The organism is Bacillus sp. AK128 (genome assembly GCF_053903075.1).
The window spans coordinates 2,254,448-2,278,671 of record NZ_CP096379.1 but is presented as its reverse complement, the minus strand read 5'-3'; the positions used below and the strand labels follow the sequence as shown (position 1 = coordinate 2,278,671).

Sequence of the window (24,224 nt, the reverse complement as noted above, 5' to 3'; positions counted from 1 at the left end):
CGGTTCAGGAGTGATGTACAATGAAGCAACTGAATCAAAAGCTACTAATGGAAGTTATTCAGTTATATAAAATCGACCCAGATTCACTTGAAAATTTAGACGGAAACGAAAGCTTTGTATATTCTTATTGCTCAGATGATAAAGAATATATTCTAAAGATTATTCATGATAACCATCGAAGTCATGAAGAAGTAAATGCTGAAGCAGACTGGCTTCACTTTCTGTCTCAATCCAACGTCCCAGTATCTGTCCCTATTCATTCAAAGAATGGAATCTTTGTCGAAAAATTCATCGACGGAAATAGCTATTATTCAATAATTGCTTTCCATAAGGCAATTGGACGATTGCTTGATCAGAAAGACTTCACCCCTCAAATTATTCAAAACTGGGGTGCCTGTATGGGGAAGATTCATAGAGTATCAAAAGTATACTCTCCTCCTCACACATCGCAACGGAAGCATTGGTTTGAGAATAAATATTTAAAAACAATAACTTCAAATCATCCTACATTCAAAAAAAAATATGAGCAAATAAAAAAACATATCATTTCATTACCATCAAATTCTAATCATTACGGTCTAATCCATTCTGATTTTCATCATCAAAACTTTCTTATGAAAGATAACTCTTTGACAGTTATTGATTTTGATGATGCAGAATATAGCTGGTTTATTAATGATATAGCAAAGACTCTTTATAATGAAACCTTTAATTTTTCAATCTCTCCTAAGGATCGAAATGACTTTGCAAACTTTTTCATCACAGAGTTTCTAACTGGATATGAGAGTGAAAACTTGTTTGATTATTTATGGATAGATTATTTTCAATCTTTCTTAGAATTAAGGCATTTATTTATAATGAATAGAAAGTATTCAACCTTGAATGAAACTGAAAAAGAAAATTTAGTGCAAGTTTATGAATCGCAACTAAAGAAAAATAACTCATTACTAAACATAGATTTTTCCTTTAGGCTCTGTTAAAGTACAATGTTGATTTTTTTGCACAGTTGATTGAAGTGGAAGGACGCGAGACTCCTGTGGGAGTAGCGTGACAGGTGAGACCCCACAGGCGCAGCCGAGGAGGCTCACCGCACGCCCCACGGAAAGCGAGTGTCCTGTAACGAAAATCAACAACGAGGTTTAACACAGCCTTCCTTTAAAAAGAGGCTGGGACATATGTATTTTAGTTAGTGAAAAACCTGAACAATTAGGTGATTTTTTGATGTATCTTTCACCTGCTAGTTCGGGTCTTTTTAGTTACTTTTATTGATTTGTTTATAATTGCATTCTTTTTTTAAAACTAGTGGAATGGAGCGGAAGACGCTCGACTCCTGCGGGAGATAGAGGAAAGGCTGAGACACCGCAGGCGTAGCTTGTCTAGTTGCAGTGCCCAGCTCCTCGAGGTCAAATAACCCTACATCAAGAAATGGGAAAGAGCACCCTTTTCTTGATGTAGGAACATTTGCTTGTCGGAGCTAACCGGGCACTTCCACTTTTCTATGAGGAGGCTCAGATTCCTCCCCGCGGAAAGCGAGCGGCTGCAGCGCAATGGAACAACCCTGTTTTTCCAGCTTAACTAGTTAATAAGAATGAAAAAAACGAAAACAGTATTATATTTAATAGGTAGACTAATTTAGAGATTATTCGGATCTGGTAATGGTGTATTAGATTTTGTCCTAGGCCCTTTTATTATGTCTCTTTCAAGAACAGGATTATTTAAAAGGATTCAAACGGTAACATTTAATTGTATTCTGAATGGTTTTTTCAAGAATTTCTTCTATAGCCTGCCCCCTTATTAAGGCAAGAGAAGAAATGATTTCCTTTAAAAACAGTGGTGAAGTTTCTTGATTTCGAAACTGACCGTTATAGTTCCAAGGACCATCGGTTTCAATTAATAGCTGTGATAGTGGGACGTTCTTACCTAAGACTTGGTCCCGATTTCGATAGCATACTTCTGGAGTAACCGATATATAATAACCTCTATTTACGATGAGATCTACCACTTCAGGCGGAGCCTTTAACCAATGAAAATGGGCATTTTTAATTTGGTACTCCTGTAATACGTTGTATACCATCAATGCCTTGTCATGAACTGCATGAAGAGCAATTGGCAATTCATGACGTGAGGCAACTGCTATACATTCTGAAAAAAATTCGAGATAATGCTCAATTGTACCTGGTAATTCGTTTAACTGGTAATGTGGCAAGCCAACCTCTCCAACCGCACTAATTCTTTCCCGCTCACTGCTTACAAGTGCTTCCCATTCTCTAAAATCAGAGTCTGTTGGAAGTTCTCTCTCAGGATGAAAACCAACTGCTACATGGACAAAATTCGGATATTTATACTGAAGCTCTAGGGTTCGATAAGAGGAAGAGAGATCAGACGAAACTGCTATCACACCGCTAACACCTGCTATCATCCAGCTAGCAATGTGTTGATCAATATTTTCATATTGATCAAGATGTATATGGGAATCGAACAACTCTATACCTCCCTGTTCTTTGAAGCAATCTCGATATGCTTAAAACTCTTAACATCAAACAATCCCATGTCCGTTAATTTTAGTTCCGGTATGACCGGCAATGCTAGAAATGACAGAGTTAAAAATGGATTAAATTGTTCAGATGCCTCTATTTTTTTTAGAGCGTCCTTAATTTCATGGAGCTGATTGTAAATCTCTTGATATGGATTACCAGATATGATCCCAGCTAGTTTAAGCGGTAACGAGGCTAGAACTTTTTGATTCTCCACAACAATTAGACCTCCTCCTTGTTCTTCTAGACTACTGATTGCAAACAAAATATCCTCATCATTTGTCCCGGCAACAATTAAATTATGGGAATCATGAGCAATTGTTGTTGCGATTGCTCCATTTTTAATAGAAAGTCCTTTTACTATCCCTAGTCCTACATTTCCTGTTCGATGATGTCTCTCAAAAATAGCTAGTTTTAATTGATCCTTAACTATTGAATAATCAAACTCTCCATTTATAACCGAGACCTCTTCTACTACATGCTTCGTTACCAGACTATTAGGTATGATTTCAATCACATGAGCAAAATTAGTTCCTTCTAGCTTAATTTGCAAGTCGATTTTTGATATTGGGTTTATATTGATACTTTGTGTAATAGTAGTAGGAGGTTCCAATGACATTACATCAGCGGGTAAATAGTTCCCCTTCTCAGCTACCAATACTCCTTTAGAGTATACCTGGTCAATCTCAATTTGTTCTAAATTATTTAGAATTAATAGATCAGCATCATAGCCAGGTGCAACAGCTCCTTTTGTTATGAGACCATAGCATTCAGCAGCACTTAGAGAGGCCATTTGAATAGCATTAATTGGATGTACCCCATGTTTGATTGCTAATCGAACATTATGATCAATACTACCTTCATGAATCAAATCATCAATATGCTTATCATCCGTTCCAAACAAGCATCTTCTCGCATTTTTGTCGGTAACCACCTCAATTAAGTTTGGTAAATCCTTAGCGACGGAACCCTGCCTTATAATAAGGTACATTCCTCTTCGTAAACGCTCTAGTGCTTCTTGTACCGAGACCGTTTCATGATCAGTTTTAATCCCTGCTGTCGCATATACATTCAACGCTTTAGCATCTAGCCCTGCAGCATGACCATCTATTTTCTTGCCTAACTTAATAGCATCTGACAATTTCTTGAGCATTCCTTCATCACATTGAAGCACGGATGGATAATCCATGACTTCTCCAAGCCCTAGAACTCTAGGATGCTGATAAAAGGGGCGGAGGTCATCTGCGGTTAGTACACTCCCTGCATTTTCAAATGGGGTGGCAGGAACACATGAAGGAAGCATATAAAATACATTTAAAGGAAGGTTTTCCGAAGAATCAAGCATAAATTGAATCCCTTCCACTCCACTAACATTCGCAATTTCATGGGGATCCGCAACAATAGTCGTTACACCATGAGGAACTACCACTTTGGAAAATTCACTAGGTATAACCATGGAAGATTCAATATGTACATGGCTATCAATAAAGGAAGGACAAATGAATCTACCTGTCGCATCAATCTCTTCTATCCCCTCAAAAACTCCCATCCCTACTATAACTCCGTCCGCAATAGCAATATCTTCATAAATTATTTCTTGATTAAAAACATCTACGACCCCACCATTCTTTATAACTAAATCGGCTTTTTCTCGTTTGGCAGCTATTGAAATTCTTCTTTGAAGGCCGTCAGTCCCAATTATCATAAAAAATCCCCCTTATTTAGATGTTTAATTAGTATACATCAAGGCTTCTAGTTAGGCCTCTTCCATGTGAGAATATTTAACAATTAATTCCCTTGCTCTTCTCAGTAGATATAGGGTATTTAACATCTTGACATTACTTTTAGGAACTGATTCCTATTTACGGATATATTTATTGATTATAGTCTTTATATATAGAATTATTCTAATTTCCCAATCTAATATCCACTATATTTAATAATTATACAGAGTCAAAAGACCATCTATAAGGAATGAATAAATATGCAATCAACTAATTTTTATAAGGAATTAATCGAACATTCTTTAATACCTCAATTTATTTATCAAGAGGAACAATTTAATTATGTGAATCCAGCTTTTTCAACGTTATTTGGCTACGAAGTTGACGATTTCACCAACAATCGTATTACACTAGCTGGTCTTTTCCATCTTGACTCGTACGAATATATTATTCAAAACGGACTTGAAAAGGCTAAGTTAAAAACAGCCTACCGATTGAAGGGTATGAAAAAAAACGGGGATTTAGTTCATCTCGAAGTTTACAGCCACTTGCTTTCTGATTCATATATCATTATAGGATCAATTATTGATGTGACAAAACAGGTTATTTTAGAAGAACAATTAAAACTTAGTGAAAAACGGTATGAGTCTTTCTTCTACCATAATTCTGATATGATTTACTCTATTGACTTAAATGGCCAAATTATATCCATGAATCCTGCTTGTGAGCACATCACGGGATACAAGCCCGAAGATGTTATTGGTCAATCCTTTACTCCTTTTATTGTTGTAGAAGATATCCCAGAGGCAATGAATCATTTCAGCGAAGCTCAAAAGGGAAACACACAGCAATTTGAGATAGCTATATTAGATAAAGAAGGAAAAAGAGTAGAATTATCCTGTGCAAGCATTCCAATTATTGTAAATGATGAAATCGTCGGTGTATACGGGATTGGCAAGGATGTAACAGAAAAGAAAAAGGCAGAAGAACAAGCGAATTTCTTTGCCTATTATGACCCTCTTACAAATCTTCCTAATCGACGCTTATTTGAAGACCGATTATCTCACTCATTTAGTTATACAAAGCAAGCTGGGAAAATGGCAGTTATGTTTATTGACATCGACCGATTTAAGTTAATCAATGATTCGTTCGGCCATAAAACGGGAGATCAACTTATACAATTAGTAGCAGAACGCCTAAAAAGTCAAGTTCGAGAAACTGATACAGTTGCTAGATTAGGTGGGGATGAGTTTACGATTCTCCTTCCAGATCTTAACGATAATAATGAACCCATTGAGATTGCCGAAAGAATTATAAAAGCTATGGAAAAGCCTTTTGAATTAAATGATATGGTACTAACGACTACGAGTAGTATTGGTATAAGTATTACTGGAGCATGTGAGAACTACCACACTCTCCTTCAGCAGGCAGATCTTGCAATGTATCAGGCAAAATCCAATGGTAGAAACGGTTATGCTGTTTATACGCGAGAGTTGGACACTAAAGCAGACCATCGTATTCGACTTGAGAATGATCTACGACGTGCACTAGAACAAAATGAGTTTGAGCTTCACTATCAACCTATTATTGAATTATCAACGAATGAAATTCGAGCAGTTGAAGCCTTGCTTAGATGGAATCACCCTGAATTAGGGGCAATTCCCCCATTAGAATTCATTCCAATTGCTGAAGATACCGGCTTAATCAATGAAATTGGTGACTGGGTGCTGAGAAATGCCTGCATACAAAATAAACAGTGGCAGGAAGAAAGCCTCATCGTGACAAGGGTTGCTGTCAATGTTTCAATAAAACAATTACAGCTTCATGATTTTACTGAACGGGTGAATAGTATATTAACGGAGACTCAACTTGAACCAAAATGGCTCAGCTTAGAGATTACCGAGAGCGAAATGATGAAAAATCAGCATGAAATCATAGAAACTTTATCAAAAATAAGAGCAATTGGTGTAAAAATCTTTATTGATGACTTTGGAACTGGATATTCCTCATTAAGCTACTTAAAGCAGCTACCAATTGATTACGTGAAAATTGATAAGTCATTTATTCAAGACATCGGAATACAAAGTGGCGATGCTATAATTAAAGCCATCTTAACCTTAACGAAGCAATTGAATTTAAAAACAGTAGCTGAAGGCGTTGAATCAGAGCAGCAGTTCGAGTTTTTAACAAAAGAATACTGCGAGGAATCTCAAGGATATTTTATTAGCGCTCCCTTACCAGGACCTCGAATTAGAGAGTTTCTTGAGATTAGAAATAATCAAAAGTTAGTTGAAAACCAGAAAAATTTTGGGTAGGTTTCCATTTTGGATTCCTACCTTTTTTGAATGATTAGCTCATTCTATAATTTCCTTTACCCTTCCAACAATTCCCGATGTCAGCATTACCTTGATTCCATGTGGATGGGTTGTTGAATTGGTAAGTATTTTTGAAACGATTCCTTCAGTAAGAGTTCCAGTACGTTGATCTTGCTTTTGTACAACCTTAACTTTTAGTCCTTGTTTGATAGCCTGACGATTTGTACCAGTCATATTTTTTCACCTCTATTTTATACCGTAACATATTATGTGGTAATGAAACATTATAAAGGATATTCCCATAAACCTAATCTTCCTTTTACCTTAGGTTATCCTTGCTAAAAAATATTATGAGGCTACTATAAACTACACAGCCTTCCCATCAAGAAAGTCTAGTGTCATAAGATTTCTTCTATAAGAGGGCAGTCTCTAGGTTAAATTTATAAAACTTTTTATCAACGTCAAGAACAGGAAATTGATTAGGTAAATCCTCAGTATTTATACTGATAAATCCATTCTTTTCATAAAAACGATGCGCCGCTAGGAACTGTGGAGTTGTTCCAAGGTAAATCTCTTTCACTTTACATTGGCGTGCCCAATTGATTGCAGTATGTAATAATGAATTAGCAGTTTGAAAGCTATTTCCTCGAAATTCTTTTTTTACAAACATCTTTCTTAAGGCAACTTGGTCATTACCTATATCCAATAAACTAATTGTCCCCACCACTGAATTTTCATAAATAGCTACCCAAAAATCTCCATTACCTGACTGGTAAAACTCTTCAATTTGAAATAAATCTGGTTGATCATCTTTTGTAATAGAAATCTTATATTCTTCTTGTTGTATTTCAAGTATTAAATTAACCACTTGGCTTTGATATTGATCAATGTATCTTTTAACAACTGGAATTGACATTTCTTTTCCCCCAAAAATTAAATAAATTTCATAGATTACACCCTACAAATGAATATCATATTCCATTCTTTTAGCGGCAGACATCGCGATTTCTGCACCCACTAATCTTTTGACAATGTGAAAGGACATATTTATACCGGCAGAAATTCCAGCAGATGTAATAACGTTACCTTCATCCACAAATTTCACACCTTCTTGGACATCCACTTTTGGAAATTCATTTTTGAATCGTTCAAGACTAGCCCAATGTGTAGTCGCTTTTTTACCATTAAGAATACCTGTCTTCGCTAAAAGAAGGGCGCCTGTGCAAACAGATGTCATTAGCTGGACCTTTTCCATTTCAGCTGAGATCCACGTAATTACACGATCATTGTAAATTTCTCTTTCTCTAACCCCCAGCCCACCAGGAATAATAACAATATCAAACTGGGGCATATGATGGAATCCGTAATCTGGTTGAACTTTTAATCCATTTCTGACATGAATCAGTTCTCCTTTCTCTGAAATGGTTTTGACAATAAAAGGTTTATCATCATTTTCATAACTAGTTACCGAAAAAACCTCAAAAGGACCAGCAAAATCCAGAACTTCAATTTCATCAAATAAAAAGATACCTACTTTCCACTGTTTATTTTTCATAAAATCTCCCCCTTTTCTTAATATAATGCGTCTGACTATATACAAAACAATTGTTAGTTTAAGTCTAAATTCAACAAACAGACCCGTAAAACCTTTATCCTTAAAGGACTTCACACTAATGTTTTTAATGCTCAGGTTTAGCTATCGCTACCTTCAATTAATCCCTTAATGTATAATAATAAAATACATATTTGTGCGCTTATTTAAATTGCAAATTACAAGGAGGTCCCTATGCTCCATCACTTTGATACGGATTATTTCATATTACTGTTCTCATTATTATTACTACTTGGAGTCATTACGACCAAATTCTCAACAAGGCTTGGAGTACCCGCTCTTGTATTGTTTATTATCCTCGGAATCATAATGGGAAGTGATGTTCTAGGTATTATTTATTTCGATAACGCTAATATCGCCCAACTGATTGGTGTACTTGCATTAGTGATTATTCTATTCGAGGGTGGTCTTCAAACTAAATGGAGTTCGGTTAAGAAAGTAACGAAACCTGCACTTTCCCTTGCAACGATCGGGGTAATTATAACAACCGTATTGGTTGCGGTTAGTGCAAAATTGCTATTAGGGATCGGCTGGCTTGAAGCTTTTCTGATAGGTTCTATTGTGGGCTCAACGGATGCAGCAGCTGTTTTTTCTGTGTTAACAGGTCAAAATGTTAAAGATAAGATTTCAGCTACATTAGAAGCTGAATCAGGTTCCAATGACCCAATGGCAGTGTTCTTAACGTTGTCTGTCATTCAATTAATTGTCAATGACCAAGCGAACATTTTCATTTTAATTTTATCATTCTTCTGGCAAATGGGAATCGGTTTAGTACTAGGCTTTATTTTTGGATGGATTGGTTCAAAATCAATCAATTCGATTAATTTAGATTCAAGTGGACTTTACCCTGTACTTGCAATCGCCTTTGCCATCCTAACGTATGGTGTAACGGCCATGATGAATGCTAGTGGTTTATTAGCTGTCTATGTTGCGGCAATCGTCATAGGGAATCGAGATTTAACCTATCGCCATGCGATTTTCAGATTTAATGAAGGATTTGCCTGGATGATGCAGATTGTCATGTTCATCATTCTAGGATTGTTAGTATTCCCTTCCCAATTAATGACTTGGGACATGATTTGGAAGGGAGTACTTTTATCGCTTATACTTATTTTTATTGCACGCCCTATTGCAGTTTTCTCATCCATTCCTTACTTTCAGTTCAATACGAAAGAAATGGTGTTTATTTCGTGGGCCGGTCTTCGCGGAGCAGTACCGATTGTATTAGCTACGTTTCCAATGATAGCAGGTGTCGAGCATAGCCAACTTATATTTAATGTTGTATTCTTCGTTGTGTTAACTTCGGCGCTTATTCAGGGATCAACCATTCCTATGTTTGCTACTAGACTTGGATTAAAGGGTAATGAAAGGGTGAGCTCGCCTCATACTCTTGAGCTTGTATCGATTGGTAAATCCAATGCAGAAATTATAGAGGTAGAAGTTAGAGATGATCTTTCTTTTATAAATAAACCACTTAAAGAGGTAGTTCTTCCAGAAAATGTAGTTATTAATGCGATAATAAGAAATAACAAGCTGATCGCTCCCCGTGGTGATACTAGAGTACTTGTTGGTGATATCATGTATATATTGGCGGAAAAAGACAGTATTAGCAAAATAAAGAAAATGTTTATTTACCATAGTTAGGAATTAAAGAAAGGCTCTGTTAATGTTTGTTGTTGATTTCCGTTCCAGGACACTCGCTTTCCGCGGGCGGGTTCGGGAGCCTCCTCGGCGTTACCGCCTGCGGGGTCTCCTTCACCACGCTTCTCCCGCAGGAGTCTCGCGTCCTTCCACTTCAATCAACCCTGCTAGAAATCAACACTGTACTTTAACACAGCTTAAAGAAAAGAACCAAGAGGCTCATTCATCTTGGTTTTCTTGATTCTATTAATCTAATGGTTTAACCATCTTTATAATCTCAGTTTCATATTGAAGTTTTTCATAAAATTTCACGGCTCTCTCATTTTGAGCAAATACATGTAAAGTTAATTGTTTATAGCCTTTACTTTTTGACCATTCTTCCGCCTTATCCATTAGCAATTTTGCAATCCCCTTGCCTTCTCCCTCTTTGGAAACAACGATAGAAGATACATAACCTTGACTTTCCCCAGTGAAATAGTCAATGTTCTTCGTTAGGTGAAGGAATCCTAATAAGTTTTTCATTTCATCCTCAACCACAAACATATCAGAGTCTTCATCTAAGTTAGTAATAGATTCTTTTGCCATTATTAATTGGGCATCTTGCATCTTTTTAGAATCTCTCCACTCCATGAAATCAAACTCAGTAAACCTTGTAGATAATCCCAGAATAAATGATTCGTCTTCTTCTGTTATCTTTCTAATTGTTAAAGACATACTCTTTATCTCCATTCATAGTTTCAATATCTCCCACTAACCTACTAAATAGGTAGATTAGTAGACTCTTCGGTGTCTATATCTATTTTATTTTTTTTAGCCCAAAAATTCTTTAAATGGCTTGCTGGTGTAAAAAAACCATTCTTCCCATAAAACATGTAAGTTAATAAAACGATGACCACACATAATAGCAATTCATAGATTCCTTTATAAATGGAGGTAAGGTTTTCCCCTAAACTAAATAATGAAAAGGATTCAATATTATAGAAGGCTAGATCATTAGTAAGATTATGAATAGCGTGAACTAGTGTTGATATGGTTAAACTTCCTGATTTTAGATATAAGTAAGCATATGAAATACCACCCAGAAACCAGGTTACTAACATAAAAGGATTGACCCCTCTAAAGGGAATGTGAATGATTGTAAAAAGAAATGATGAAATTAATAAAACTGAAATTATTTTCCGATGGGAAAGATTCTTCATGAAATATCCTCTTGTTAATACTTCCTCATGAGAAGCAGCAACGATCCAACCCAAATATGAACCTACTACCAATAAATAAAAATTTAGTTCGCTTAATAATCCTTTGTTAAAAATACCACTAATTAGACCAAAATTGATTAATAGTCCCACGTAACTAACAATTAAGATTACCGTTAAGGCAAAGGCTACTGTAACAAAGACTAGTCCTCTTCGATCAATCTTGAAGCCTAAATCTCTAATATCGGCTCCATCTAATTTCCGAAGTAGAAATGACAGAATTGAAATATTAATAATGGCTACAAAGATATTCACGATAAATGTAATGATTCTACTTTCGATCATGTCATCTAAATAACCAAATAATAAAAGGCTCCCGGCGACAACAAACATAGCTAAGAGAGTTGTAATTGAGGCAATAAAAATTCTTTTAGCAGGAGTTAACTTTGCTTTCATAGGTTGGTCCTCCCTAGAAAAAATCGTATTTTAATTTAATTACCTATTCCTCCCATCTAATAAAAAATCCTCCTTTTTTTATGTAAATTTATAATAAATGATAAAAGAGTGTTTTGCCGAAGACAAAACACTCTTTTTGAAAGGCTGTTAATTATTCCCAGACGTAACGAATGTCCCACATACCTACACCGTAGCTTGAACTGCAACTGGTGAGGATTTCAATAATTTCCCACCTTGGATCACCACTTTAATGTTGTCATGATCTTCTAATGAACGAATATCTGCGATTGGATTAGTTTTACTAATCACAATATCTGCTAGCTTTCCTGCTTCCAGGGTTCCAATTCGGTCTTCCCACCCCATACATTCAGCAGCCACCTTTGTTGTAGCAACAATTGCCTCCATAGGAGTCATCCCGATATCTGTCATTAACGCAAGCTCTCGTAAATTCGTACCGTGTGCCATAACCCCTGCATCTGTACCCATAGCAATTTTTACACCAGCTTTATAAGCCTTTGCAATACTTTCTCTGTGGGCATCGATTGCTTCTTTCGCCTTCTTTACTCCCCATTCAGGCATACCAACTTTTTCAGCAAGTTCTAGAACTGAAACAGGAGCTAACAAAGTCGGAACTAAGTAGGTCCCGTTTTCTAGCATCAACTCAATACATTCATCATCAATATAAATTCCGTGTTCAATTGAATGAATACCAGCTTTAATTGCATTTTTAATACCTTCCGCACCTTGTGCATGTGCCATTACTTTTAATCCTCGACGGAATTTCGCTTCTTCGACCATTACCTTTAGTTCCTCGATCGTAAACTGTGTAAATTCAGGGTGGTCAGTTGGACTTAATACTCCACCTGTGCTATGTACTTTTATCACATCAGCACCTGCTCGTAGGATTTCTCTCACAGTTTTTCTAACACTCTCAACACCATCACAAATTCCGCTCGGCATCCCTGGATATTCATCAAGTAGGAGTTTAACCGTTTGTCCGGAGGCAGTCCATGAATCACCATGACCACCCGTTGTTGTTAACGCCGTTATACTTACCTGCATACGCGGGCCTACTATTATTCCATTCTCGACTGCCTGTTTTACGCCTACATCTGTTCCACCACAATCTCTGACTGTTGTGATTCCAGCATTGACTGTATTTTTCATATAATTAATGGCTTTATAAAAATTATATGAAAAAGGAGTCGCTAATCGTTGTTCTACAGGCTCGTATTCAAGCATCATATGAACATGAGTATCAATAAATCCAGGGAGAATGGTTCCTCCTTCTGCATCAATATAAGCTACTTCTCCATTAAAAGGGGGCAATTCAGACTCTTTACCTACATAGACTATTTTTTCACCTTCAAATGCAATAGCTCCATTCACAATCGGCTCCCCACCATTACCATCTATTAATCTACCATTTTTAATAATTGTGACTGTCATTTCTCATCTTCCTCTCGTTATAAGTCTCTTTTTCCTGAATTGATTGTTAATTCATTGAGCCACTTCCTCATTTGAGGTTTCATTGATAAATTGACGTAGATTCTTTAGATATTTCTCATTTTCCTCGGCATGAGGTGAATGGCCACTATTCTCATAGATTAAGAGCTTCGAAAAAGGTATTTCTTTTGCCAATACTTCAGAACACTCGACTGGCGTTACCCAATCATGTCTTCCTACAGATATAAGAACGGGAACACGAATTAGTTTAAGCTGATCTCGCAAATTGTAAGTTGGTTGGTTAAATTTAAAAGCATAGTTGTGAGTTTCATAGTGGTAATAGATCGAGTCAATTCTTTCTTGAATTTGATCTGGATTTTGTTCGACGGTATAAAGTGGTAAAAGGGCACCGAAAATTTCTTTAAGATCTTGATTGGATTCAGTCTCTCCTTTCCAAAGCCGATCTAAGACTTCTTTTGTTACTCCAGGTAAGTTGGCCTTTAGTGCTGTTTCTGTGGAGAGGTGATGATAGTCCTGATTAGCAGCAGTATCCCTTAAAAACACATGAGAAACATTCTCTTGATAATGAAGAACATATACAAGTGATAGGAACCCACCGTATGAGCCACCATGAATCATAATCTTTTCAAGGCTGAGATGTTTCCTTAATTCGTCAATATCTGAAGTCCATTGCTCATGTGTATAAGGCGGTTTCTCTTCAGATCTACCAGATCCTCTCATATCTAAAAACACTAGTTTATACTCATCACCAAGAGAACGAAAGGCACTTAGGTCTGCACGACAATCACCTAAACCTGGAGCACCATGGATAAAAAATATCGCTTTACCATCTTCTTTTCCGTGTACTTCATAATAAATCTGACAACCATTAATCCTTGTGAACATGAAATCCCTCCCTTTATGAAATGAAAAGGAAAAAACGTCGTAGGAACGACGTCTTTTCTCATTTTCAGGTAAAACGATTAGTTTGCCCCACTAACTGCCCATTTTTGTAGGTCGTGGTGCGTACCAAATGTTTTTGGCTTACCAAATTCAACACGCTTATTCACACCAGCAAAGTCATGGTCAGAATATAACGTTAGAACAGGAATATCATCGATGATTAGCTTTTGTATATCACTATAGATCGCTTTACGTTTTTCTGGATCTGCTTCTTGCTTACCTTTTAGAAGTAGGCTATCCATTTCAGAACTGCTGTATTGCATAAAGTTATAAGTAGATCCTGTAGAGTATACGCTCGATACATCAGGATCAAGTGTTAATGTAAATCCGATTAAAAGTAAATCAAATTCTCCAGCTGCACCTTTTTGCATGATTGTCGGGAAGTCATAGTTTGTAATTTCCGTTTTAACACCGATTTGTGCTAAGCTTTGTGCGATAATCGGAGCGGATTGCTCACGCACTTTATTACCAATTGGTACAACTAGTTCTAATGGCTTACTGAAATCAAATCCTGCATCTTCTAGCATTTTCTTTGCAGCTTCTGGATCATAATCAATACTTCCCACACTCTTATCTAAGAATGGAGAAACAGAAGAATAAGGTCCATCAATATATTCACCATATCCTTTTAATAGCTTATCTACTAAAACCTGACGGTCAACTGCCATAGATAGTGCTTTACGTACTTCTGTGCTTAATTTATCAGTATTGTACATCATTGTTTGGAAACCAATCGTTGGTTCTACAGATGTTTCAACATGTTCAAAGGCAGCTACTGTATCGTAATCTTGAACAGCGATTTTACCAATACCTTTTGATACGTTAAAATCAAGTTCTCCAGTTTGTAGCTGAGCAACTAAGTTTGGAGCTGGCATGATTTTGATAAATAATTTTTCAAGTTCAGGCAAACCAGCATAATAATCTTGATTAGCTTCTAGTTCTACGTATTGATCTTTTTCATATTTTACAAATTTAAATGCTCCATTTGTTACATCAGGGTTTTGCATATATGGATGTGTAGCAAGCTCCTCGACCGGTACATCACCTAAAATATGTTTTGGTAATGTTAGAATGTTCAGTCCAAACATTTCCTTCATATAGTTAGGATCAACAGGTACGGCTGTCTTTAATTCAATTGTCTTTTCATCAACAACCTTAATAGAAGAAAGCTCTGTTTGGCCTTCAGGTAACTTACCATTAGCTTCTAAGCCATCTAGCATGGAGATATTAGCACCTTGAGATGTTTCTGATTTTGGATTTGCAATTGTGTTAATTGTGAACGCTAAGTCATCTGCTGTTACTGGAGTTCCATCAGACCATACAGCATCTTTATTGATTTTAATCGTATAATTCTGTCCATCTGTCGATTCAAATGATTCGGCTAAGCGGGGTACGAAGTTTAAAGGTCCATCCATTTCTAATAACGTATCCTGGAAGAACTTTTGAATAAACATCGCCGCTACGTCTCCAGAGTTAATAGGGTTGAATCCTGTAGGTGGGTTAACTAACCCGATAAACATGGTACCTGGGTCCCCTTCGACAGTCGCCGGTTGTTCAGAAGATCCTTCTGCAGGTTCCTCACTAGTTGCTGGATCTGTCGCACCACTACAAGCTGCAATAAATAATAAAGAAAGTATTGCTAGTAAACTCAATAGCTTTTGAACTGAGTGTTTCATGTTTTTCCCCCCATTTTTTTAATAGTTACATATAAGAAGTGTTAACTACTTAAAGCTTTTTGGATCAACTGCATCACGAAGGCCATCACCCATAAAGTTAATAGAAATTACAGCCAAGACAATCATTAATCCCGGCGGAACCCATAACCAAGGCTGCTGAGCTAATACAGTTAACGATTGAGCTTCCGTTAACATATTCCCCCAACTTGCCGTAGGTGGTTGAACTCCCATTCCTAAGAAACTTAACGATGCTTCCATAATGATCGCAAATGCAATACCAAAGGTTGCATTAACGAGGATCGGAGCAATTGCATTAGGTAAAATATGATTTAGTAAGATTCTTGGTGTTGTATATCCTAATGCTACCCCCGCTTTAACATAATCCATTTCTTTAAGAGATAACACACTTCCCCTGACTAATCGCGCAATCGGTGGCCAACCAAGCAGTCCTAAAACTAGAATGATATTAAATAAACTCGGCCCCATCACACTAACTAACACTAGAATAACCATTAGATATGGGAATGACATAAATACATCAGTGATACGCATGATTAGCATATCTACCCATTTACCCATATAACCAGCCATTGCACCTAGTATTGTTCCTATTACTACATAAATAGCAACAGCACCGACACCAACTGATAGCGAGACTCTTGATGCATATATCAAACGACTTAATACATCACGCCCTACTTGATCTGTTCCAAGTGGGTGTTCCGCTGAAGGCTTTGCTTCAAACTCATAACCAACCTCATAAGGGTCCTGAGGAGCAATAAGAGGAGCAAATATAGCCATTAAGACAATGATTACAAACATGATTAAGCCTAAAACAGCAAGCCTATGTTTAAGAAAACGGGTCGTTATAACCCTTAGATAGCTTTCCTCTTTACCTAAACCTTCTTGGTTAGCTGTGTTGATCACAACCTGGGATTTATCTACATCTAAATTTGGCAATGACATTTACTTCCCCCCTTAGTTGTATTTAATCCGAGGATCCACAACTGAGTACATGACGTCAGTTAAAAGGTTAGAAAACAAGACTGTAAATGCAGCTAAGAAATTCAGAGCCATTAGTGTTGGATAATCACGTGAACCAATTGACTGAATTGTTAACTGACCTAACCCTGGCCACTGGAATATTTGTTCTGTTACTACCGCTCCACCAATCAACATCGGAATATCTAATCCTATTACTGTGACAATTGGAATTAATGCATTTCTTAAAGCATGCTTATTATTTACTAGAAACTCACGTAATCCTTTTGCACGTGCGGTTCTGAGGTAATCCTGACCCAAAACTTCTAGCATGCTGGATCTAACATAACGAACCATGTTTCCTGCAATCGCAGTCCCTAGCACAGTGGCCGGAAGGATTAAGTGCATAAATACATCCATAAAACCTCCAGAGGAGCCGAGGGTAGTCATTCCACCTGTTGGAAGAATCTTAAATACAATAGAGAAAACATAGATTGCGCCTAGACCTAAGAAAAAGTTCGGAATCGATATACCTAAAAATGATACAGAAGTGGTTAAATAATCAATAAAGGAATATTGTCTCGTCGCACTCAGAATTCCAACAGGAATGGCAATAAGATAGGCAATAATTAATGCTGCTCCCATAAGTAAAATGGTTGGTCCCATCCGGTCCATAATATTATTCATAACAGGCTCGTATGAGGCAAAGGAATAGCCAAAGTCACCCTGTACCATATTCCCCATCCACCTGCCGTATTGCTCCCATAATGGATCATTTAATCCAAGTGCTTCCTTTTTTGCTTCCTTATCAGCTTCTGACATGTTTGGATTCACAAACATATCAACCGGATTACCCGGTGCTAGATTAATAATGAAAAAGTTAAAGATGGTTACCCCAATCAATACCGGAATGGCTATTAACACTCGTCGAATAATATACTGAAACATTTTTTACCCTCCCTTCATTCCTATTCGTTTAATGGAAAGTGACAGGCAACGGAGTGATTGGCTCCCGTTAAAGCTGGCGCTTCCTCAATACATTTGTTTTGAACAAACGGACAACGGGTATGAAATTTACACCCCTTAGGTGGATTTGCCGGGCTTGGTACATCCCCTTCAATCACGACCCTTTCACGTCCTCGCATATGGGGATTTGGAATAGGGTAAGCGCTGAGCAATCCACTCGTATAAGGATGCTTTGGTTTTTTGAAGATTTCTTCTGTAGTGGCTATTTCCACGATATTACCTAAGTACATAACGGCAATTCGGTCGCTTATATACTTGACGGCACCTAATCCATGACCGATAAAAAGGAATGTTAACTTAAACTCTTTCTGTAAATCTTTTAATAGATTTAACACTTGAGCTTGTATGGAAACATCGAGTGCAGATACAGGTTCATCACAAACTATTAATTTTGGATTTAGAATAAGGGCTCTAGCAATTCCTATTCTCTGACGTTGTCCACCAGAAAACTCATGTGGATAACGACTACTATAGGACCTTGGTAATCCAACAATTTCTAAAATATCTGCTACTTTCTTTTTCACCTCAGAAGGCTTGGCAAGCTTATGGAATAAAAGGGGTTCACTGAGCAAATCACCAATTCGCTTCCTAGGGTTCAAGGAAGAATAAGGATCTTGGAAGATAATTTGCAAATCCGTTCTGACCTTCCTCATCTCTGAGACTGATAGATTCGTTAAGTTCTGGCCATCAAAAAGGATTTCCCCTTCAGTCGGTTTCTCAAGCTGAACAATCGCTCGCCCTGTCGTTGATTTCCCACAGCCAGACTCACCAACCAGGCCTAAGGTTTCACCGGGAAAAATATCAAATGAAATACCATCAACAGCTTTTACGTGCCCCACTGTTCTAGATAGAATTCCCTTTGTAATTGGATAATGCTGTTTTAAATCACGAACCTGTAACAAAGGGGCAGTCTTTGTGCCTGCTTCTTCCACATCAATGACTGATTGCACACTCATATTTGGACCTCCTCCCCTGGTTGATCTACGTTACTTTCCTCCACCAACCAACAGCGTACTTTGTGGTTTTCATACTCATCTGTATGAATTAAGCTTGGTTGCTCCTGTACACAGCGTTCGGTTGCAAATTCACATCTAGTATGAAATCTACAGCCAGAAGGCATGTTTTGTAAGCTTGGAACAGCACCTGGAATGGAAACAAGCCTTTCTTCTGCATCATATTCAATATGTGGAATGGAACCTATTAAACCTTTAGTATAAGGATGCTTCGGGTCATCAAATAAAGTGTAAACATCGGCTTCTTCTACAACCTGACCTGCATACATCACGATAATCCGGTCGACCATCTCCGCAACAACACCTAAATCATGAGTGATTAACACAATAGCGGTGTTGGATTGTGACCTTAATTTCTTCATCAACTCTAGGATCTGCGCCTGAATCGTAACATCTAAAGCTGTTGTCGGCTCATCTGCAATCAGGAGCTTCGGCATACAGGATAGTGCCATCGCAATCATAACGCGCTGTCTCATCCCACCAGATAAGGCATGTGGATATTCATCCATAATTGCATCTGGTCTAGGGATTCCTACCTTACTTAGCATTTCAATCGCATAGTTCCTTGCCTCTTTTTTGCCTAGCTTCATATGAAGTCTTATTCCTTCAGTTAACTGATTTCCGATTGTAAATACAGGATTAAGAGAAGTCATCGGTTCCTGAAAAATCATTGATATTTCATTCCCACGTATAGCTCTCATTTCTGATTCAGGAATCTTGGCTAAATCCTTTCCATTAAAATGAATGGAACCGTTTTTTACCAATCCATGCTTTCCAAGGAGCCTCATGATGGATAGTGATGTAACACTCTTACCACAACCAGACTCTCCAACGATTCCGATGGTTTCACCTGGCTTAAGCTTGAAGCTTACTTCCTCTACTGAAGTCACCTCTCCTTTCCCTGTTCTGAAAACAGTTTGAAGCTTGTCAACATTCAATAAATACTCTCCCACTTTTTCGCCCCCCCCTTGCTTTATCTATTCTGCTTACGCCTGCTCAGCTAGAAACTTCTCTTCACTATTCTCCTTCTCTACTAAATAGTGATGGGTAATCGATAGGAGTGCTTTCCCAGCCATTACCATCGCTCTTTCATCAAAATCAAATTTAGGATGGTGATGTGGGTAACACGCACCAATCTCCTCATTTCCTGCTGAAGTAAAGAAAAACATACCTGGTTTATTTTGTATAAAGTATCCGAAATCCTCACTGCCCATAATAGGATCAATATTCATTAAACCCTCTACACCAACTGATTTTTTCATGACATCTACAAAAACATCTGTTTCTTTATCATGATTAACTACAGCAGGATATCCTCTTTTGTAGCTAACTTCTGCGCTTGCATGAAAAGCTGAACATACACTTTCCACAATGTGTTTTATTTCTTTTTCAATATGGTCTCTAACTTCGGGATCAAATGTTCTAACAGTACCTTTTATTTCAGCTGAATCAGCAATTACATTTAAGGCAGCTCCTGCATGAAAAGACCCTACTGAAACAACAGCTGGCTTTAATGGATTGATTTGCCTTGAAACGATATGTTGAAGCTGGTTAACCACTTGTGTACCAATGGCTATGCCATCAATTGTTTCATGTGGTGAAGCCCCGTGACCGCCCTTACCTTGAATCTTAATAACGAAAGCATCACCAGCTGCCATCATTGCACCTTTTCTATAGGCATATCCTCCATATGGAGCGTTTGACATTAAGTGTGTTCCAAATACAACGTCTACCCCTTCTAAACAACCATCCTCCACCATTGCAATTGCCCCACCTGGTGCTAGTTCTTCTGCATGTTGGTGGATAAGTACAACATTTCCATGTAAATGTTCTCGGTTTTCAGATAATACCTTAGCAACTCCCATAAGTGTGGAAGTATGACCATCATGACCACATGCATGCATGACTCCAGGTACGGTAGACTTATAAGGGACATCCTTTTCGTCATTGATAGGGAGTGCGTCAAAATCAGCACGTAGGGCAATCGTTTTTCCAGGTTTTCCACCTCGGATTGTGCCGACTACCCCTCGTCCACCAACTCCCGTTTTCACTTCAATACCAAGACCTTTTAAATATTCGGCAATTTTTTGAGGAGTTTTTTCCTCTTGAAACGATAATTCCGGATGCATATGAAAGTCTCTTCTCCACTCAACCATCTGATCATATAAACCTTCTAAACTTGCTTTCCAATGTTCTAGCATTAAAACACATCCTTTTATATTTTTAATAGTCTAAATATACTGAAATGTATTTTTATACACTTGAAGTTGAATGATGCTATTCATCTCTACTATTCCTTGGATATTTCGAATCCGTTTAAAGCTTACAGATAAGTCATCGTGAGTAGGGGCAGCAAGTTGTATAATTAGCTGATATTTTCCTGAAACAGTGGTAATAAATCTAACCTCTTTTAGATCTTTCAAATCTTCAATGACCGATTCCAACGCTACCAATTCGACCTTCAATTCAATAATAGCTCCAGCCTTAACACCAATTGCAGTAGGATTGACAACACCTACTACTTGCATGATTTCATGGTCTAATAGGTTTTTATACCTACTCCTTATTGTTTTTTCCGTGACATTTAACTGTGTCGCTATTTCAGTAAAGGACATTCTTCCATCTGCTGATAGGCATTTTATAATTCCCCTATCTAAGTCATCGATCTGACCATTCAAGGAAATTACCCCCTTTCGTATAGAAGGCGTTAATCTTGGATGTAATTCGTAGAATATGTAACAAGACTTCTCATATTTGAGTAATTAATGATCATTAATTTACTGAAAAATGAAACTATTGTTAGTACTATAAAACAGGTTTCTTGAAAAATCAACCAATTTTTAGAAAATTTACAATATTATTTTATTTATAATTATGCATATAGACAAATATGTAATAATGTGGTAATTTTGTGATTTCATATTAAAATGGAGCTTAAAAAGTGGTTTTGTAACAAAATAGGATGGAGTTCATGATAATATAAAGGGAACCAGCTGTTTTGAAGAAAGTTTTAAGGAGGGGAATATGGAACTACAACGATCATCACGTATTTTAGGTGTACTTTGTTATGTAACAACCGTGTTATATGTGATATCTAACTTTTTTTTGAGTAGCATTCTTGAATATACATATAGTGTTTTAGGTGCTATTTTATTAATCTTCTCATATTTTTATATTTCTGTTGCCAATCGAATCATCATTAGCACCTTAATCTTGATCGGAACTATTTGTTTAATCATTCAATCTGTTCCAATTACTAAGGCAATCATTGGATTTGGTGAAAATATGAATCTATTATCCTTATTTTTACTGATCCCCATTATTGGGACCTTTATGTCTTCTTCAGGTTATTTATCAGCATTAAAGGAAAAAGTGCAAGAAAAAGAAGCTACTGGAGCCCAGCATCCCTATCGCTTAAGCTATTTTTTAACAGCTATGACGGGGGTGATTTTAAATTATGGCTCTATTGCGATTGTAAAAAGAATTTCTACTGAAAGCTTTTCATATTATCAAGATAAAAAAATAACTTTAAACATTATGAGAGCTTTTGGCTTTTGTATGCTATGGTCACCTTACTTTGTAAATATTGGACTTATCCTTGTTTTATTTGATTTATCCTGGTTTGATATTGGTGGTTTTGGTTTTATTTTAGCAATTATTTCACTATTAATTAGTTGGATTTTATTTAAAAGAATACAGTTTTCTAATGACCCAATCATTGAGAATAATAAGCGTACTTCCTCATCTCATTACAGACAATCGCTTAAACCCTTTTTTATATTTTGTGTGGTCTTAATTTCTCTATCCTTCTTACTAGATTACTTGCTACCTGTTAATATGATTACAGTCGTTTCCTTACTTGCAATCACACTCCCATTCATTTGGGCACTGTTTACAAAAGTATTTAGACCATTTGTACAGGATGTATCTTCACAAGTTCAGTATTCTTTTGTTCGATTAAAAAATGAATTAGCTGTTTTCATTAGTGCTGGATTCTTTGGAATGGCACTATCTCAAACTGATGTCGGTTTTTTTATTTCGAATATGCTATTCAATGCCTCATTAGGGTCCATTTTTTTATTAAGTATTTATATTGTGCTCCTCACCATTCTGTTAGCCCTAGTTGGCATTCATCCTGTCATTATTGTGATTGGGATTGGCAGTTCACTGTCACCTGAAAAATTTGGTGTTAGTCCTGAATATATGGCACTTATCCTCTTGATTGCGTGGACATCCGCTACTCAAATGTCGCCCTTTTCAGGCCAGGTATTAATGACTTCTCGTTTGATGAATTTACAACCCCTTGCTATCATTAAACAAAACGTACTATTCTCAATTTTACTTGCAGCAATTTTAACATCTGTTACCTTTTGTTTTTTAATAATGGGATGGTTGTAATAATTTGATAGTAAATCTTAATTTAAAAATCCATTTAAAAGTCCTACTATCGTAGAGGATTTTCAAATGGATTTCCCGTCCTATGATAACGCTTACATTTTGTTGTAGAAATAATTAATAAATGGACTATTAACATAGCCTTGCAACTTTTCATAACAACAAATAGATCAACCTAACTATTTGACTATTAATACTGGGCAATTAGCACGCTTAGCTACTTTATGGCTAACACTACCAAGCACAAACTCTTGTAAACCGTTTAATCCTCTACTTCCAATGACCACTACATCAAACTTTTTCTTATTTGCAAAGTCTACAATCGTGGGTCCAGGATCTCCATGAAGCACTTCTAGATGATATGCCACGCCTCCTTCTTTTATTTTCGATTCAACTTCTTTTACTCTTTCTTTTCTAGCACCTTGAACATCAGTAGAATTCCAGTTTGATAACACGTCTGACTTAGCACGTCCTGGATCAACAACATAGACAACTACTATGCTGGAATCCTGACTACATTTAGCTAATTGGATAGCCTTTTCTGCAGCTCGTTTAGAGTGTTCAGAACCATCAGCAGCTAGTAATATTTTTCTGTACATCTTACATTCTCCTTTTTTATTATTTTTTTACGACCTTTGTAATCTATTACTATAAAACCACCAACGAATAACTAGTTGGTGGCTTTTAACTGTTGTTTAATTTCTTCGATTTGCTCAAGATGTCTTTTCTCATGAAAACCTATAAACTCAACCCATTGCTTTAAACTTAATCCTCCAAAAATCGGATGGTCAAACGATTTATTTTCGAGAACTTCATCACTCACATCTTTAACGACTTGTATAAGATTCTCCCTTGATTCAGAAAGCTTATTTACGATTTCTGTCAAACTAATAAACGCACTAGAAGGTTCCAGATTAGATGGGGCTTTTACTTTTCTAGAGCGATTAATCGTAAAATGAATAGGCTTTGGCTGGGTCGGTTTACTATTCTCATTAGCTAATTGATAAGAAATGGAACTCGTAATTAGACGCTCCATTAAGAGCAGATGTTCAAGGTTCTGCATGATCGACCAGTTATCCTCATCAACACGTTCATTTAACTGTTGATCTGTGAATCCGCTTACACTTTTAATCAAATCTTCTCTAATTTGTTCATTATCATTCATTAAAAGAGCCCCCTTAGTAACTTCACTTTAGTAAATTATACCATCTAAGCTCATAATGGTTAAAGAATAATCGGAAAAATC

At 36.9% G+C, this 24,224-nt stretch carries 22 protein-coding genes; 4 read left to right on the top strand and 18 right to left on the bottom strand.

The window, feature by feature from the left end; genetic code table 11:
• The first annotated feature begins 20 nt into the window (after positions 1-20).
• A complete protein-coding gene (locus tag M1D60_RS11300) occupies positions 21-980 on the top strand; it encodes a phosphotransferase enzyme family protein (protein ID WP_456279250.1) in 960 nt (319 codons plus the stop codon).
• 731 nt (positions 981-1,711) lie between these two features.
• Here the strand turns inward: M1D60_RS11300 and M1D60_RS11295 are convergent.
• Positions 1,712-2,482 (bottom strand): TatD family hydrolase, encoded by a 771-nt coding sequence (locus M1D60_RS11295; RefSeq protein WP_456279249.1) that lies wholly within the window; start codon positions 2,480-2,482, stop codon positions 1,712-1,714.
• 2 nt (positions 2,483-2,484) lie between these two features.
• Entirely contained in the window at positions 2,485-4,239 is a 1,755-nt protein-coding gene (ade, locus tag M1D60_RS11290; protein ID WP_456279248.1) for an adenine deaminase, read from the bottom strand.
• 279 nt (positions 4,240-4,518) lie between these two features.
• Here ade and M1D60_RS11285 point away from each other — a divergent pair, with 279 nt between their 5' ends.
• On the top strand, positions 4,519-6,573 hold the full coding sequence (locus M1D60_RS11285; protein WP_456279247.1) for an EAL domain-containing protein: 2,055 nt from the start codon (positions 4,519-4,521) through the stop codon (positions 6,571-6,573).
• A 39-nt stretch (positions 6,574-6,612) separates the two neighbouring features.
• On the opposite strand, the gene M1D60_RS11280 is transcribed toward M1D60_RS11285, so the two are convergent.
• The 3 genes from M1D60_RS11280 to M1D60_RS11270 all read right to left on the bottom strand — a co-directional run bounded on the left by M1D60_RS11280 (position 6,613) and on the right by M1D60_RS11270 (position 8,128).
• Positions 6,613-6,807, bottom strand: coding sequence for a YwbE family protein (locus M1D60_RS11280; protein WP_456279246.1), 195 nt, complete (start codon positions 6,805-6,807; stop codon positions 6,613-6,615).
• A 178-nt stretch (positions 6,808-6,985) separates the two neighbouring features.
• Complete coding sequence (locus M1D60_RS11275) at positions 6,986-7,489, bottom strand: GNAT family N-acetyltransferase (protein WP_456279245.1); 504 nt, start codon at positions 7,487-7,489, stop codon at positions 6,986-6,988.
• A 42-nt stretch (positions 7,490-7,531) separates the two neighbouring features.
• On the bottom strand, positions 7,532-8,128 hold the full coding sequence (locus tag M1D60_RS11270) for a DJ-1/PfpI family protein (RefSeq protein WP_456279244.1): 597 nt from the start codon (positions 8,126-8,128) through the stop codon (positions 7,532-7,534).
• A gap of 231 nt (positions 8,129-8,359) precedes the next feature.
• On the opposite strand from M1D60_RS11270, the gene M1D60_RS11265 reads away from it, so the two are divergent.
• Positions 8,360-9,829 carry a potassium/proton antiporter gene (locus M1D60_RS11265; RefSeq protein WP_456279243.1) on the top strand — a complete coding sequence of 490 codons (1,470 nt, stop codon included), beginning with the start codon at positions 8,360-8,362 and terminating at the stop codon, positions 9,827-9,829.
• Between the two features lie 243 nt (positions 9,830-10,072).
• On the opposite strand, the gene M1D60_RS11260 is transcribed toward M1D60_RS11265, so the two are convergent.
• The 11 genes from M1D60_RS11260 to M1D60_RS11210 form a co-directional block, all read right to left on the bottom strand.
• Positions 10,073-10,540, bottom strand: coding sequence for a GNAT family N-acetyltransferase (locus M1D60_RS11260; protein ID WP_456279242.1), 468 nt, complete (start codon positions 10,538-10,540; stop codon positions 10,073-10,075).
• A 44-nt stretch (positions 10,541-10,584) separates the two neighbouring features.
• Positions 10,585-11,478, bottom strand: coding sequence for a CPBP family intramembrane glutamic endopeptidase (locus M1D60_RS11255; RefSeq protein WP_456279241.1), 894 nt, complete (start codon positions 11,476-11,478; stop codon positions 10,585-10,587).
• A gap of 183 nt (positions 11,479-11,661) precedes the next feature.
• Entirely contained in the window at positions 11,662-12,927 is a 1,266-nt protein-coding gene (locus M1D60_RS11250) for an amidohydrolase family protein (protein ID WP_456279240.1), read from the bottom strand.
• A gap of 51 nt (positions 12,928-12,978) precedes the next feature.
• On the bottom strand, positions 12,979-13,830 hold the full coding sequence (locus tag M1D60_RS11245; protein WP_456279239.1) for an alpha/beta fold hydrolase: 852 nt from the start codon (positions 13,828-13,830) through the stop codon (positions 12,979-12,981).
• Positions 13,831-13,907: 77 nt separating this feature from the next.
• Complete coding sequence (locus M1D60_RS11240) at positions 13,908-15,563, bottom strand: ABC transporter substrate-binding protein (RefSeq protein ID WP_456279238.1); 1,656 nt, start codon at positions 15,561-15,563, stop codon at positions 13,908-13,910.
• 45 nt (positions 15,564-15,608) lie between these two features.
• Complete coding sequence (gene opp4C / locus M1D60_RS11235; RefSeq protein ID WP_456279237.1) at positions 15,609-16,529, bottom strand: oligopeptide ABC transporter permease; 921 nt, start codon at positions 16,527-16,529, stop codon at positions 15,609-15,611.
• A gap of 12 nt (positions 16,530-16,541) precedes the next feature.
• Entirely contained in the window at positions 16,542-17,492 is a 951-nt protein-coding gene (locus M1D60_RS11230; protein WP_456279236.1) for an ABC transporter permease, read from the bottom strand.
• A 20-nt stretch (positions 17,493-17,512) separates the two neighbouring features.
• Positions 17,513-18,526 (bottom strand): ABC transporter ATP-binding protein, encoded by a 1,014-nt coding sequence (locus M1D60_RS11225; protein WP_456279235.1) that lies wholly within the window; start codon positions 18,524-18,526, stop codon positions 17,513-17,515.
• Positions 18,523-19,536, bottom strand: a complete 1,014-nt coding sequence (locus M1D60_RS11220; RefSeq protein WP_456279234.1) for an ABC transporter ATP-binding protein — start codon at positions 19,534-19,536, stop codon at positions 18,523-18,525. Before M1D60_RS11220 ends, M1D60_RS11225 begins: the two co-directional genes overlap by 4 nt.
• A gap of 33 nt (positions 19,537-19,569) precedes the next feature.
• Complete coding sequence (locus tag M1D60_RS11215; RefSeq protein WP_456279233.1) at positions 19,570-20,784, bottom strand: M20 family metallopeptidase; 1,215 nt, start codon at positions 20,782-20,784, stop codon at positions 19,570-19,572.
• A 30-nt stretch (positions 20,785-20,814) separates the two neighbouring features.
• On the bottom strand, positions 20,815-21,261 hold the full coding sequence (locus M1D60_RS11210) for an Lrp/AsnC family transcriptional regulator (protein ID WP_456279232.1): 447 nt from the start codon (positions 21,259-21,261) through the stop codon (positions 20,815-20,817).
• Positions 21,262-21,607: 346 nt separating this feature from the next.
• Here M1D60_RS11210 and M1D60_RS11205 point away from each other — a divergent pair, with 346 nt between their 5' ends.
• Positions 21,608-22,981 carry a hypothetical protein gene (locus tag M1D60_RS11205; protein ID WP_456279231.1) on the top strand — a complete coding sequence of 458 codons (1,374 nt, stop codon included), beginning with the start codon at positions 21,608-21,610 and terminating at the stop codon, positions 22,979-22,981.
• A gap of 176 nt (positions 22,982-23,157) precedes the next feature.
• Here the strand turns inward: M1D60_RS11205 and M1D60_RS11200 are convergent, their stop codons facing one another.
• Both M1D60_RS11200 and M1D60_RS11195 read right to left on the bottom strand, forming a co-directional pair.
• A complete protein-coding gene (locus M1D60_RS11200; RefSeq protein WP_456279230.1) occupies positions 23,158-23,577 on the bottom strand; it encodes a universal stress protein in 420 nt (139 codons plus the stop codon).
• Between the two features lie 71 nt (positions 23,578-23,648).
• Positions 23,649-24,143 carry a DinB family protein gene (locus tag M1D60_RS11195; protein WP_456279229.1) on the bottom strand — a complete coding sequence of 165 codons (495 nt, stop codon included), beginning with the start codon at positions 24,141-24,143 and terminating at the stop codon, positions 23,649-23,651.
• Positions 24,144-24,224 lie beyond the last annotated feature (81 nt).

Excerpts from the sequence above, each read along its gene's own strand:
- M1D60_RS11300 (WP_456279250.1), top strand. The coding sequence starts at position 21 with ATGAAGCAACTGAATCAAAAGCTACTAATGGAAGTTATTCAGTTATAT.
- ade (WP_456279248.1), bottom strand. The coding sequence starts at position 4,239 with ATGATAATTGGGACTGACGGCCTTCAAAGAAGAATTTCAATAGCTGCC.
- M1D60_RS11285 (WP_456279247.1), top strand. The coding sequence starts at position 4,519 with ATGCAATCAACTAATTTTTATAAGGAATTAATCGAACATTCTTTAATA.
- M1D60_RS11280 (WP_456279246.1), bottom strand. The coding sequence starts at position 6,807 with ATGACTGGTACAAATCGTCAGGCTATCAAACAAGGACTAAAAGTTAAG.
- M1D60_RS11275 (WP_456279245.1), bottom strand. The coding sequence starts at position 7,489 with ATGTCAATTCCAGTTGTTAAAAGATACATTGATCAATATCAAAGCCAA.
- M1D60_RS11270 (WP_456279244.1), bottom strand. The coding sequence starts at position 8,128 with ATGAAAAATAAACAGTGGAAAGTAGGTATCTTTTTATTTGATGAAATT.
- M1D60_RS11265 (WP_456279243.1), top strand. The coding sequence starts at position 8,360 with ATGCTCCATCACTTTGATACGGATTATTTCATATTACTGTTCTCATTA.
- M1D60_RS11260 (WP_456279242.1), bottom strand. The coding sequence starts at position 10,540 with ATGTCTTTAACAATTAGAAAGATAACAGAAGAAGACGAATCATTTATT.
- M1D60_RS11255 (WP_456279241.1), bottom strand. The coding sequence starts at position 11,478 with ATGAAAGCAAAGTTAACTCCTGCTAAAAGAATTTTTATTGCCTCAATT.
- M1D60_RS11250 (WP_456279240.1), bottom strand. The coding sequence starts at position 12,927 with ATGACAGTCACAATTATTAAAAATGGTAGATTAATAGATGGTAATGGT.
- M1D60_RS11245 (WP_456279239.1), bottom strand. The coding sequence starts at position 13,830 with ATGTTCACAAGGATTAATGGTTGTCAGATTTATTATGAAGTACACGGA.
- M1D60_RS11240 (WP_456279238.1), bottom strand. The coding sequence starts at position 15,563 with ATGAAACACTCAGTTCAAAAGCTATTGAGTTTACTAGCAATACTTTCT.
- opp4C (WP_456279237.1), bottom strand. The coding sequence starts at position 16,529 with ATGTCATTGCCAAATTTAGATGTAGATAAATCCCAGGTTGTGATCAAC.
- M1D60_RS11230 (WP_456279236.1), bottom strand. The coding sequence starts at position 17,492 with ATGTTTCAGTATATTATTCGACGAGTGTTAATAGCCATTCCGGTATTG.
- M1D60_RS11225 (WP_456279235.1), bottom strand. The coding sequence starts at position 18,526 with ATGAGTGTGCAATCAGTCATTGATGTGGAAGAAGCAGGCACAAAGACT.
- M1D60_RS11215 (WP_456279233.1), bottom strand. The coding sequence starts at position 20,784 with ATGCTAGAACATTGGAAAGCAAGTTTAGAAGGTTTATATGATCAGATG.
- M1D60_RS11205 (WP_456279231.1), top strand. The coding sequence starts at position 21,608 with ATGGAACTACAACGATCATCACGTATTTTAGGTGTACTTTGTTATGTA.
- M1D60_RS11200 (WP_456279230.1), bottom strand. The coding sequence starts at position 23,577 with ATGTACAGAAAAATATTACTAGCTGCTGATGGTTCTGAACACTCTAAA.
- M1D60_RS11195 (WP_456279229.1), bottom strand. The coding sequence starts at position 24,143 with ATGAATGATAATGAACAAATTAGAGAAGATTTGATTAAAAGTGTAAGC.